This is a genomic window from Ferrovibrio sp. (genome assembly GCF_964218355.1).
Taxonomy (GTDB): Bacteria; Pseudomonadota; Alphaproteobacteria; order Ferrovibrionales; family Ferrovibrionaceae; genus Ferrovibrio.
Genome location: NZ_CAXPMC010000021.1, coordinates 312549 through 324943, shown reverse-complemented (window position 1 = coordinate 324943; position 12395 = coordinate 312549). Strand labels below are relative to the sequence as shown.

General features: G+C 69.0%; 12 protein-coding genes. 9 read left to right on the top strand and 3 right to left on the bottom strand.

Annotated features, from left to right (window positions below; translation table 11 throughout):
- Positions 1-271 precede the first annotated feature (271 nt).
- Positions 272-1087 (bottom strand): ABC transporter permease, encoded by an 816-nt coding sequence (locus ACEQZY_RS16885; protein WP_370155961.1) that lies wholly within the window; start codon positions 1085-1087, stop codon positions 272-274.
- A gap of 75 nt (positions 1088-1162) precedes the next feature.
- On the opposite strand from ACEQZY_RS16885, the gene meaB reads away from it, so the two are divergent.
- From meaB to ACEQZY_RS16865, 4 genes are all read left to right on the top strand, one after another.
- Complete coding sequence (gene meaB / locus ACEQZY_RS16880; protein ID WP_370155959.1) at positions 1163-2164, top strand: methylmalonyl Co-A mutase-associated GTPase MeaB; 1002 nt, start codon at positions 1163-1165, stop codon at positions 2162-2164.
- Positions 2165-2175: 11 nt separating this feature from the next.
- Complete coding sequence (locus ACEQZY_RS16875; protein ID WP_370155957.1) at positions 2176-3354, top strand: pyridoxal phosphate-dependent aminotransferase; 1179 nt, start codon at positions 2176-2178, stop codon at positions 3352-3354.
- Between the two features lie 36 nt (positions 3355-3390).
- Positions 3391-4542: an acyl-CoA dehydrogenase family protein gene (locus tag ACEQZY_RS16870; RefSeq protein WP_370155955.1), complete on the top strand. Its 1152-nt coding sequence runs from the start codon at positions 3391-3393 to the stop codon at positions 4540-4542.
- A 129-nt stretch (positions 4543-4671) separates the two neighbouring features.
- Positions 4672-5856, top strand: coding sequence for an acetyl-CoA C-acyltransferase (locus tag ACEQZY_RS16865; protein WP_341704463.1), 1185 nt, complete (start codon positions 4672-4674; stop codon positions 5854-5856).
- 4 nt (positions 5857-5860) lie between these two features.
- Here the strand turns inward: ACEQZY_RS16865 and ACEQZY_RS16860 are convergent, their stop codons facing one another.
- Both ACEQZY_RS16860 and ACEQZY_RS16855 read right to left on the bottom strand, forming a co-directional pair.
- The gene (locus tag ACEQZY_RS16860; protein ID WP_341704464.1) at positions 5861-6292 is read right to left on the bottom strand and encodes a DUF3293 domain-containing protein; all 432 of its coding nucleotides are present in this window, start codon (positions 6290-6292) and stop codon (positions 5861-5863) included.
- Positions 6289-6987 (bottom strand): lipid-binding SYLF domain-containing protein, encoded by a 699-nt coding sequence (locus tag ACEQZY_RS16855; protein ID WP_341704465.1) that lies wholly within the window; start codon positions 6985-6987, stop codon positions 6289-6291. The genes ACEQZY_RS16860 and ACEQZY_RS16855 overlap by 4 nt, the downstream gene beginning before the upstream one ends.
- A gap of 144 nt (positions 6988-7131) precedes the next feature.
- Here ACEQZY_RS16855 and ACEQZY_RS16850 point away from each other — a divergent pair, with 144 nt between their 5' ends.
- The 5 genes from ACEQZY_RS16850 to ACEQZY_RS16830 are packed head-to-tail and all read left to right on the top strand — an operon-like array spanning position 7132 to position 12394.
- On the top strand, positions 7132-7413 hold the full coding sequence (locus ACEQZY_RS16850; RefSeq protein ID WP_341704466.1) for an exodeoxyribonuclease VII small subunit: 282 nt from the start codon (positions 7132-7134) through the stop codon (positions 7411-7413).
- 5 nt (positions 7414-7418) lie between these two features.
- Positions 7419-8336: a polyprenyl synthetase family protein gene (locus ACEQZY_RS16845; protein ID WP_341704467.1), complete on the top strand. Its 918-nt coding sequence runs from the start codon at positions 7419-7421 to the stop codon at positions 8334-8336.
- 16 nt (positions 8337-8352) lie between these two features.
- Complete coding sequence (gene dxs, locus ACEQZY_RS16840) at positions 8353-10272, top strand: 1-deoxy-D-xylulose-5-phosphate synthase (RefSeq protein WP_341704468.1); 1920 nt, start codon at positions 8353-8355, stop codon at positions 10270-10272.
- A gap of 14 nt (positions 10273-10286) precedes the next feature.
- Positions 10287-11648: an MATE family efflux transporter gene (locus ACEQZY_RS16835; RefSeq protein ID WP_370155951.1), complete on the top strand. Its 1362-nt coding sequence runs from the start codon at positions 10287-10289 to the stop codon at positions 11646-11648.
- Complete coding sequence (locus tag ACEQZY_RS16830) at positions 11645-12394, top strand: TlyA family RNA methyltransferase (RefSeq protein WP_370155949.1); 750 nt, start codon at positions 11645-11647, stop codon at positions 12392-12394. The genes ACEQZY_RS16835 and ACEQZY_RS16830 overlap by 4 nt, the downstream gene beginning before the upstream one ends.
- Position 12395: the final 1 nt, after the last annotated feature.

Below are 12395 nucleotides of genomic sequence, written 5' to 3'. Positions count from 1 at the left end.
CCGCGCAAGCGGGGACCCAGACTGGCCGGTGCTGCTGGGTCCCCGCTTGCGCGGGGACGACGAGATGGAGTGAGCCGAAATGAACCGGGATGAACTGCTGCGAGCCGGGACGAACCGGAATGAACCGCCGCGAACCGTAACGAACCCCGGCGAGCCATGATGAACCGCCACGAACCGTCACGAACCGTCGCGAACCGCAATGGGACGGAATTGGCTCCGGCGGAGCCGGGCGGACCGGGCCGCGAATACCGGCGTATGTTTCCGGGTCTGTTTACGGCTGCAGGCGGTAGCCGCGGCGCAGCAGGGTGTAGCACAGGGCCCACAAAGCCGCCGCCGTGGCCGCCAGCACCAGGGCGCCCAGAGCCGGGTCGCTGTCGGCATGGCCGGTCATGCCGAAGCGCACGCCGTCGATCATGTAGAAGAACGGGTCGGCATGGGCGACGCCATACCAGAAGGGCGGCAGCCGCTCGACCGAATAGAAGGTGCCCGACAGGAAGGCCAGCGGCGTGACGACGAAATTGGTCACCGCCGCCAGATGGTCGAATTTCTCGCTCCACAGCCCCGCAAGAATCCCGACCAGGCTGAGCACCAGCGAGCCGGCCAGCACGAAATACAGGGTCGCCGCCCAGGATTCGATGTCGAACTGCGCGAACGGCCACATGGCGGCGCCCACCGCCACCGCCACCACCAGGCCGCGGGTCACCCCGGCAAAGGCATAGGCGACGAGGAATTCGCCGGCCGAGATCGGCGGCATCAGCATGTCGACGATGTTGCCCTGGATCTTCGAGATCATGATCGAGGAGGAGGTGTTGGCAAAGGCATTCTGGGTGGTGGCCATCATGATCAGGCCCGGCGCCAGGAAGGTGATGAAGGGCAGGTCGCCCACATGGCGCACCGCGCCGCCCAGCGCCAGCGCGAAGACGGCGAAGAACAGCAGGGTGGTCACCACCGGCGCCAGCACGGTCTGGGTGATCACCTTCACGAACCGCTGCACTTCCTTCACATACAGGGTCCACAGGCCGATCCAGTTGACGGCGCCGTAGCGGCGCGGTTCGGCGGGGGCATGGCGGAGGCTGGTATTCTGCATGGGACAATCCGGGCCGGGGACGGCTCAGGGGGAGCCGGCTTGTTCGGGCGACTACATAGCGCGTAAGGTGCCGGAATGCAAAAACCGCCTGCCGATTCCGCCACCGCCGGCCCCGGAACCGCCGGCCCGGCAACCGCCGGCTCCGCTGCCGCTGCGGCGCCGGACTGGCTGCCCGCCCTGCTGGCCGGCGAGCGGTCGGCCCTGGCCCGGGCGATCACCGCGGTCGAGAACGAGACCGCCGCGGCGCGCGCCGTGCTGCAGGCGATCCGCGACCGGCTCGGCCATGCGCTGGTGGTCGGCTTCACCGGCGCGCCGGGAGCCGGCAAGTCGACCCTGGTCTCGGCCTATATCGACGTGCTGCGGGCGCGCGGCCAGACCGTCGGCGTGGTTGCCGTCGATCCCTCCAGCCCGCTCACCGGCGGCGCCATCCTCGGCGACCGCATCCGCATGACCCGGCATTCCGGCGATGCCGGCGTGTTCATCCGCAGCCTCGCCAGCCGCGGCCATCTCGGCGGGCTGTCGCGCACCGCCGCGCGGGTGATCGACGTGTTCGACGCGGCCGGCCGCGACGTGGTGGTGGTCGAGACCGTCGGCACCGGCCAGTCGGAGGTGGAGGTGGCCGAGATCGCCGATGTGCGCGTGGTGGTGAACGCGCCGGGCCTGGGCGACGACGTGCAGGCGATCAAGGCCGGCATCCTCGAGATCGCCGACGTGCTGGTGGTCAACAAGGCCGACCTGCCCTTCGCCGAACGCTCGGCCCGCCAGCTTGCCGCCATGTCTGCGCAACGTGGCGACAAGCCGGTGCCGGTGCTGCAGACCGCGGCCAGCACCGGCCGCGGCGTCGCCGATCTGGCCGACGCCATCGCCGCCATCGGCCGGCGCAAGCGGCCCGATCCGCGCGCCCGCACCCGCCGGCTGCTGCAGGCGCTGGCGCTGGATGCGCTGCGCCGCCGCATCCTCGGCCTGCCGGACAGCACCATCGATGCCCTTGCCGACGACCTGCTGTCGGGTGCCGTCGATACCGAAACCGCGCTGTCGCGCATGATGACCCTGCTGCAGGACAACCCGCACCCATGAGTCGCGATCCGATGAGGCAAGCCCGTATCCGCCCGACCATCCTGAACCTGCCGGCCTCGCGCATCCGCGCCGTCTACAATGCCGGCCAGGGCATCGAGGGGCTGATCCCGCTCTGGGCCGGCGAGGGCGACGAGCCGACGCCGGCCTTCATCCGCGATGCCGCAGCAGCCGCGCTGGCGAAGGGCGAGACCTATTACACGCCGAACCGCGGCATCCTGCCGCTGCGCGAGGCGATCCGCGCCTATCTGCAGCGCGCCTATGCCGTCGACGTGCCGATGGACCGCATCGTCGCCACGGCATCGGGCATGAGCGCGCTGATGATCACCCTGCAATGCCTGCTGGAGGCGGGCGACAGCGCCGCGGTGATCGGCCCGATCTGGCCCAATGGCTGCGAGGCGATCCGGGCGCTGGGCGCGCAGGTCCATGATGTCTATCTGCAGCAGCAGGAAGACGGCCGCTGGACCCTGGATCTCGACCGGCTGTTCGCCGCCTGCGACGACACGACGAAGCTGATCATGCTGAACAGCCCGGGCAATCCCACCGGCTGGGTGGCGAGCGAGGCCGAGCTGAAGGCGATCCTCGATTTCGCCCGCGCCCGCGGCCTGTGGATCCTGTCCGACGAGGTCTATGGCCGCATCGCCTATGGCGCCGCGCGGGTGCCGGGCCGCAGCCACGCGCCCAGCTTCTACACCCTGGCCGAACCCGACGATGCCGTGATCGTCATCAATTCGTTTTCGAAAAGCTGGTCGATGACCGGCTGGCGGCTCGGCTGGGTGGTCACCCGGCCCGATCTTGCCGAGGCCATCGAGAAGATGACCGAGTTCAACGTCTCCTGCTCGAATGCCTTCGCCCAGTGGGGCGCGGTGGCGGCGCTGAACGAGGGCGATGCCTATGTCGACAGCCTGGCCGAGCGCTACGGCCGCGCCGCCGACCTGGTCTACCAGGCGCTGGCGCCGCTGCCGCGCGTGCGGCTCGGCAGACCGGAAGGCGCCTTCTATGCCTTCTTCGCGCTGGATGGCCTGAAGGATTCGCTGCGCTTCTGCCTCGACCTGCTGCCGAAGGCCAAGGTCGGCCTGGCGCCGGGCATCGCCTTCGGACCGGCCGGCGAGGGCCGCATCCGGCTGTGCTACGCGGCCTCGCTGCCGAAACTGTCGCAGGCACTGGAGCGGCTGGTGCCGCATCTGAAGTAAGACAGCAAAAGAGAATAAAAATGATCCGGAGGAACCATGATGCTGATTTACGAAAGCGGGGACCACGCCGCGCTGCGTGAGCAGATCGCCCGCTTCATCGACAACGAGGTGCGGCCCCATGGCGCCGCCTGGGAAGAGGCCGGCATGGTGCCGCGCGACGTGCTGCGCCGGATGGGCGCGCTCGGCCTGTTCGGCATCAAGTATCCGGAAGCCTATGGCGGCAGCGAGCAGGGCCTGATCGCCTCGGCCATTCTCGCCGAGGAATGCGGCCGCTCGGGCTTCGGCGGCTTTTCCGCCACCGTGCTGGTGCATACCGACATGGCCTCGCCGCATCTGGCCCATGCCGGCAGCCCGGCGCAGCTCGACCGCTGGTTCGCGAAGGTGATCGCCGGCGAGCTGATCACCGCGGTGGCCGTCACCGAGCCCGATGCCGGCTCGGACGTGGCGGCGATCCGCACCCGGGCGAAGCGCGACGGCGACCATTACGTGCTGAACGGAGCCAAGATGTTCATCACCAATGGCGTGCATGCCGACCTGTATTTCGTCGCCGCCAAGACCGATCCGGAGGCGAAAGGCTCGCGCGCCATCTCGATCTTCGCCGTCGAGAAAGGCACGCCGGGCTTCAGCGTCGGCCGCTCCTTGCGGAAACACGGCTGGCTGTGTTCCGACACGGCCGAGCTGGTGTTCGACAACTGCCGGGTGCCGGCGGAGAACCGGCTTGGCGAGGAAAACCGCGGCTTCTACGCCATCATGCGCAACTTCCAGAACGAGCGGCTGGTGCTGGGCGCGATGGCGGTGGGCGAATGCCGCCGCGCGCTGGAGATCACCCGGCAGTATGTCGTCACCCGCAAGGCTTTCGGCGGCGTGCTGGCCGACAAGCAGGCGATCCGCCAGCGGCTGTCCATGCTGGAGGCGCGCACCGAGGCCGCCCGTCAGCTGGTCTATCATGCCGCCTGGCTCGGCGATCAGGGCCGCGATGCCGTGCGCGAGGTCTCGATGGTCAAGGCTCTGTGCGGCGAGCTGGTCACGGCGGTGATGTATGACTGCCTGCAGTTCCATGGCGGCGCCGGTTACCTGCGGGAGAGCGAGATCGAGCGCATGGCCCGCGATGCCCGCATCCACCCGATCGGCGGCGGCGCCACCGAGGTGATGCTGGAGGAAATCGCCAAGCGCTGGCCGGCCGCGTAAGCGGCAGGTTTACGCAGGCAGGTTTACGCGGGCGTCACCTGCCGTAACGGCAGCCCTGCGGAAGGTTTGCGCCGCAAAAAGTTTGGCGCTAGCGTGCCGGCCAGACCGGTATAACGGAGGAAACCCGAAATGCGTGAAGCCGTCATCGTCTCCACCGCCCGCACCCCGATCGGCAAGGCCTATCGCGGCGCCTTCAACAACACCGACGCCGCCAGCCTCGGCGCCCATGCGATCCGCGAGGCCGTCAAGCGCGCCGGCATCGACCCGGCCGAGGTCGACGACGTGGTGATGGGCGCCGCCCTGCAGCAGGGCTCGACCGGCGGCAACATCGCGCGGCACTGCGCCGTCGCCGCCGGCCTGCCGGTCTCGGTTGCCGGCATGAGCCTCGACCGCCAGTGCGGCTCGGGCCTGATGGCGATCGCCACCGCGGCCAAGCAGGTGATCCACGACAATGTGCCGGTCGCGGTGGGCGGCGGCCTCGAGTCGATCTCGCTGGTGCAGAACGAGCATATGAACACCTTCCGCTCCCGCGACGAATGGCTGATGAAGAACAAGCCGGAAATCTACATGGCGATGATCGACACCGCCGAGACCGTGGCCAAGCGCTACGGCATCAGCCGTGAGGCGCAGGACGAATACGCGCTGGAAAGCCAGAAGCGCACCGCGGCGGCCCAGCAGGCCGGCAAGTTCGACGACGAGATCGTGCCGATGCCGACCAAGATGGCGGTCGTCAACAAGGAAACCAAGGAAGTCTCCTACAAGGATGTCGCGCTGGCCAAGGACGAGGGCAACCGGCCCGAGACCAATCTCGAGGGGCTTGCCTCGCTGCAGCCGGTGCGTGGTCCCGGCCATTTCATCACCGCCGGCAATGCCAGCCAGCTCTCGGATGGCGCTTCGGCCAGCGTGGTGATGGAAGCCAAGTTGGCCGAGAAGCGCGGGCTGAAGCCGCTCGGCTATTACCGCGGCATGGCGGTGGCCGGCTGCGAGCCGGACGAGATGGGCATCGGCCCGGTCTATGCCGTGCCTAAGCTGCTGCAGCGTTTCGGCCTGAAGATGGACGATATCGGCCTGTGGGAGCTGAACGAGGCTTTCGCCGTGCAGGTGCTGTACTGCCGCGACAAGCTCGGCATCCCGCAGGAGCGGCTGAACGTCAATGGCGGCGCCATCTCGATCGGCCATCCCTACGGCATGTCGGGCGCGCGCATGACCGGCCATGCCCTGATCGAGGGCAAGCGCCGCGGTGTCAAATACGTGGTGGTCACCATGTGCATCGGTGGCGGCCAGGGCGGCGCCGGCCTCTTCGAGGTCGCGTGATCCTCTAGCGTCTGGCGTGGCGGGTGAGCAGCAGGTCTGCCACCCCGCCGCGCCGATACTGCACGATGCCGAATTGGCCATAGCGCTCAGCCAGCGCTATGGCCTTTTCTTCATCCAGGTCCAGCACGGCAAAGCCCGGTTCCGGCGCCCAGTGCGGGCTGTCGGGCACGCCGGTATGGGGCAGGGCGCGCAGGCCGCGGGCGGCAAGGTCGCGCTGCAGCCGCAGATGCGCCGCCATGTTGCGGGTGACGGGCCGCGGCCGGCTCAGCGGATTCCAGGCATTCAGGCAGGTCAGCGACGCAGCCCCAAGCCGGCGCAGCAGCGCATCGGCATCCGGGCAGGCGGCGCCGAGGCGCAGGCCGATGGCCGTGCCGCCCCTGCCGCCGATGCCATAGGTGGTGGCGGCATAGCCGCGCAGGGTAGCGGCAGAAATCACGGCATCTCGGCGGCGGCCAGCGCCTGGCGCAGCGGCTGGGTGCCCGGATTGGCAACCGCATTCTCGTAGAGGATGGCGCGCGGATGCGCCGCCTTGCCGTAATAGGCGGTGTTGCGGCTGTGGCGTGCGGTGATCACCGCGCCTTCGATGGCGACGCCGGCGGCCAGCCCCTTGCTGCGCGAATAGGACAGGATATCGGCGCCCAGGTTGCTGGTGGTGGCAGCCTCGATGCCGGCGCCCACGGGGCCGGCCGCCACGGTGGCGTCGGCGCCCAGCTTGAACTCGTTGCGCAGGATGGCATCCACCGCCTTGTCCGACATCAGCAGCAGCATCACTTCCGAGGCTTCGCCGCCGATCTGCAGGCCGATCGAGCCGGCCCCCAGGGTGTAGATCGCCGGCTCGCTCCAGCCGGCCTGGCCCCTGGCCAGCAGCACGCCGGAGCCACCCTCGCCGCCGATGATGAAGCTGGCCTTCAGCAGCTGCGGAATGATCAGCACACCCTTGGCACGGGCCAGCCGGCGCCGCATGTCGGTGAACTGCGAATCGGCGGTGAAGTCGCCGACGGTGACGCGGGCCTGGTCGATCAGGCCCTGGTCGTTGGCGGCGCGGGCGATGCCCGGCGCCAGCAGCAGCATGGCGCTGCCGGCGGCAACGGAGGCGAGAAGCGTGCGGCGGGTCTGCATGGCGGTCCCCATGATGTCACGTCCGGCGGGTTGGCAAAGCCGGACCCGCAGGATATTGCTTCGGCGGCCCGCCCGCAGCAGCGATCTGCGGCAGGGCGGGTTGTTCGGGGACCAGCCAACCCGTAAACTGTGGCGGCTTTGTGAAACGGAGGCGGCATGTCGAAGGCCCGGGAGACAGCCGAAGGCGGCGCAGAGGCGATTCCCGCCGACATCGCGGCGATGAGCTTCGAGGCGGCGCTGAAGGCGCTGGACGAGATCGTCGGCAAGCTGGAAAGCGGCCGCGTCGATCTTGAGGAATCGATCGCCCTCTATGGCCGCGGTGCCCTGCTGCGCCGCCATTGCGAGGCCAAGCTGAAGGCCGCCGAAGAGAAGATCGAGAAGATCGTCGTCGGTGCCGACGGCCAGGCTGCCGGCACCCAGCCCTTCAAGGCGGACTGACACCCATGACCACGGCAACGTCGCCGGCGCTGGCGGCGGCGATGCAGGAAATTGCGGCGGCCGTCGAGGCCGAGCTGGATGCCCTGCTGCCGCAGCCGGCCGGCGGCACGGCGTGGCTGGACGAGGCGATGCGCTATGCCTGTCTTGGCGGTGGCAAGCGTCTGCGGCCCTTCCTGACCGTGGCGGCGGCCGACCTGTTCGGGGTGCCGCGCGGCCGCAGCCTGCGGGCCGGTGCCGCCATCGAGATGCTGCATTGCTATTCGCTGGTGCATGACGACCTGCCCTGCATGGACGACGACGACCTGCGCCGTGGCCGGCCGACCGTCCACCGTGCCTTCGACGAGGCGGCGGCCGTGCTGGCCGGCGACGGGCTGCAGGCCCTGGCCTTTGCCGTGCTGGCCGACCCGGCTACCCATCCGGACCCGGCGGTGCAGGCCGATCTGGTGGCGGGCCTGGCCCGGGCGGCGGGTTCGCGCGGCATGGTCGGCGGCCAAGCCATCGATCTGGCCGCCGAGGCGCGTGCGGCCGGCGGACGACCGCTGAATTACCCGGAAATCGCCGAGCTGCAGGCCCTGAAGACCGGGGCCCTGATCCGCTTTGCCGCCGAGGCGGGCGCCATTCTGGGCCAGGCCGGGCCCGACGAAAGGGCGGTTTTGCGCGATTATGCCGCCGATCTGGGGGTCGCCTTCCAGATCGCGGACGATATTCTCGACCATGAGGGCTCGGCCGCCGAGCTGGGCAAGGCGGTCGGCAAGGATGCCGCCGCCGGCAAGGCCACCTTCGTGGGCCTGCTGGGGCCGGACGAGGCCCGGACCCGGGCGCAGACGTTAACCAATGCGGCGACGGCCAGACTGGCCGAATTTGGTCCGGCCGCGGCCATTTTACAGGCCTTGGCCGAGTTTGTTATAACCCGCCGCTCGTGAGACGATCGGATCAGCGATGATCAGCAACCGCACACCCCTGCTAGATCTGGTGCGGACGCCGGCGGATATCCGGCAGTTCGATATCGACCAGCTCAAACAGCTTGCCGACGAGGTCCGTCGCGAGATGGTCGATGCCGTCTCGGTGACCGGCGGCCATCTCGGCGCCGGGCTGGGCGTGGTCGAACTGACGGTGGCCCTGCATCATGTCTTCGCCACGCCCGACGACAAGCTGATCTGGGATGTCGGCCATCAGGCCTATCCGCACAAGATCCTGACCGGGCGGCGCGACCGCATCCGCACGCTGCGCCAGGGTGGCGGCCTCAGCGGCTTCACCCGCCGCAGCGAGAGCGAATACGATCCCTTCGGTGCCGCGCATTCCTCGACCTCGATTTCGGCCGGCCTCGGCATGGCGGTGGCGCGCGACCTGAAGGGCGAGAAGAACAACGTCATCTGCGTGATCGGCGACGGCGCCATGTCGGCCGGCATGGCCTACGAGGCGATGAACAATGCCGGTTCGATGGATTCGCGGCTGATCGTCGTCCTCAACGACAACGACATGTCGATCGCGCCGCCGGTGGGTGCCATGAGCGCCTATCTGTCGCGGCTGCTGTCCTCGCGCTCCTATATGGGCCTGCGCCAGCTGGCCAAGCAGTTCGGCAACAAGATCCTGCCGCGCAGCCTGGCTTCGGCCGCCGAGAAGGCCGAGGAATATGCCCGCGGCATGGTCACCGGCGGCACCCTGTTCGAGGAGCTGGGTTTCTATTATGTCGGCCCGGTCGACGGCCACAATCTCGAGCATCTGGTGCCGGTGCTGAAGAATATCCGCGACAACGAGCCGCCCGGCCCGGTGCTGATCCATGCCGTCACCCAGAAGGGCAAGGGCTATGCCCCGGCCGAGGCGGCCGACGACAAGTATCACGGCGTTGCCAAATTCGATGTCGTCACCGGCGCCCAGGCCAAGCCCAAGGCCGGCCCGCCCAGCTACACGAAGGTGTTCGCCCAGAGCCTGGTTGCCGAGGCCGAGCGCGACGACAGGATCGTCGCGATTACTGCGGCGATGCCCTCGGGTACCGGGCTCGATCTGTTCGGGAGGCGCTTTCCCGACCGCACCTTCGATGTCGGCATCGCCGAGCAGCATGCGGTGACCTTTGCTGCCGGCATGGCCTGCGAGGGCTTCAAGCCCTTCTGCGCGATCTATTCCACCTTCCTGCAGCGTGCCTATGACCAGGTGGTGCATGACGTGGCGATCCAGAAGCTGCCCGTGCGCTTCGCCATCGACCGTGCCGGCCTGGTCGGCGCCGACGGCGCGACCCACGCCGGCAGTTTCGACATCGCCTATCTCGGCTGCCTGCCCGACATGGTGCTGATGGCCGCCGCCGACGAGGCCGAGCTGATGCATATGGTGGCAACCGCCGCCGCCATCGACGACCGGCCCAGCGCCTTCCGCTATCCGCGCGGCGAAGGCACCGGAATCGTGCTGCCCGAGCGGGGCGAGGTTCTGCCGCTCGGAAAAGGCCGCGTGCTGCGCGAGGGCGCATCGATTGCGATCCTGTCCTTTGGCGCGCATCTGCATGAGGCGCTGAAGGCGGCCGAGGACCTGGCCGCCCGCGGCCTGCCGGCGACGGTGGCCGATGCGCGGTTCTGCAAACCGCTGGATACCGACCTGGTGCGCCAGCTGGCCCGCCATCACGAGGTGCTGATCACCCTCGAAGAAGGGTCGGTCGGCGGGTTCGGCAGCCAGGTGCTGCAGTTCCTCAGCCTCGACGGCCTGCTCGATCATGGGCTGAAGGTGCGGCCGCTGGTGCTGCCCGACCGCTTCATCGACCATGACAGCCCGGCGAAGCAGTATGACGAGGCCGGACTGAACGCGCCGCAGATCGTCGCCATGGCCCTCTCGGCCCTGGGGCGTGCCGCCGAACTGCCCGCCCGCGCCTAGGCAGGACATTTCCGATGATCCTCCGAGAAGCGCGGGCCATGCTCACGCTGGCGCTGCCCATTGTCGGCACCCAGCTGGCCCAGATTGCCATCCATACCACCGACGTGCTGCTGCTGGCGCGGCTGTCCGACCATGCGCTGGGCGCGGGGGCGCTGGCCTTCTCGCTGTTTTCGTTCTTCTGGATGCTGGGGATCGGGCTGGGCATTGTGGTGGCTGCGCTGGTGGCGCAGAGCGTCGGCCGCAATGCCGCCGATCTTGGCGGGGTGCGCGAGGCCGTGCATGACGGGCTGATCGTCACCGGCTTTGCGGCGGCGGCCAGCATCGCGCTGCTGTGGTTCAGCGAGGATTTCCTCATCTGGTTCGGCCAGCCCCCCGAACTGGTGCCCGATACCGTGCTGTTCCTGCGGCTGCTGTGCCTCGGCTATCTGCCGTCGATCTGGTTCTCGGTGCTGCGGTCCTTTGCCGCGGCCCTCAGCCGGCCGCGCCCGGCGCTGGTCTTCATGATCGGGGCCGTGCTGTTCAATGCGCTGGCGGTTTACGGATTCACCTTCGGCGCCTTCGGCCTGCCGGCGCTGGGCATCCTCGGGGCCGGCATCGGCTCGGCGCTGGCGACCTGGTCGGTTTTCATCGCCTTCGCGATCTTTGTCAGCGTCGATCCGGGTTTCCGCATCTACCGCATCTGGTCGTCATCCTGGCGCAGTTCGTGGCCGCGGCTGCAGGCCTACCTGAAAATCGGCGGCCCCATCGCCCTGACTTTCGCCTCGGAAGTCGGCCTGTTCTCGCTGGCGGTGCAGCTGATGGGCCGGCTCGGCGCCGACGAGGTGGCGGCGCACCAGATCGCCCTGCAATGGGCCACCATCGCCTTCATGGTGCCGATGGGCCTGTCGCAGGCAGCCACCGTGCGGGTCGGGCTTGCCGCCGGCGCCCGCGATGCGGCCGGCGTGATCCGCGCCGGCTGGGTGGCCATTGCCATTGCGGTCGGCTTCGGCGCCTGTTCCGGCGCCATCTTCTGGATCTTCGCGCCGCAGCTGATTGGCCTGTTCGTGACCGACATGCAGTCGGCGGTGTTTCCGCTGGCGGTGGCCTATCTCGGCATGGCAGCGCTGTTCCAGATGGTCGATGGTGCCCAGGCCGTGTCCAACGGCGCGCTGCGCGGCCTGAAGGATACCGGTGTGCCGATGGTGTTTGCCGCGGTCGGCTACTGGCTGTGCGGCCTGCCGGCGGCATTGTGGTTCGGCTTCAGCACCGCCCTGCGCGGGCAGGGCGTGTGGCTCGGCCTGGTTGTCGGGCTGGCGATGGCGGCATTCCTGCTGGTCTGGCGCTTCGGCTGGTGGACGCACAGGCTGCGGCCGGGCCGGCAGGAGCAGGCGCCATGAAGCCCGCGAAAATCCGCCTCGACCAGGCGCTGGTGGAACGCGGCCTGGCGGAAAGCCGGGCCAAGGCACAGGCGGCGATCATGGCCGGGCTGGTGTTTTCCGGCGACCGGCGGCTCGACAAGCCGGGCCACAGCATCGCTGCCGATGCCCCGCTGGAGCTGCGCGGCAAGCCGCATCCCTGGGTCAGCCGCGGCGGCGTCAAGCTGGCCCATGCCGTCGGACATTTCAGCCTGCCGGCGGACGGCCGCATCGCCATCGATGTCGGCGCCTCCACCGGCGGCTTCACCGACGTGCTGCTGCAGCATGGCGCGGCCAGGGTCTATGCCGTCGATGTTGGCGAGGGCCAGCTCGACTGGAAGCTGCGCAATGATCCCCGCGTCGTGGTGCTGGAAAAGACCAATGCCCGGCATCTGACGGCGGCGCAGATTTCGGATCCTGTCGATGCCGTGGTCTGCGATGCCAGCTTCATCGGCCTGCAGACCGTGCTGCCGGCGGCGCTGGCGCTGGCGCAGCCGGGTGCCTGGGCGGTGGCGCTGATCAAGCCGCAATTCGAGGTCGGCCGCGAGCGGGTCGGTAAGGGCGGTGTGGTGCGCGATCAGGCCCTGCATGACGAGGTCTGCGCCCGCATCGGCGACTGGTGGGCCGGGCTGCCCGGCTGGCGGGTGCTGGGTATCGAGCCCAGCCCGATCCTCGGTCCCGAAGGCAATCGCGAGTTTCTCATAGCGGCGGAATATGGCCATGGCTGAC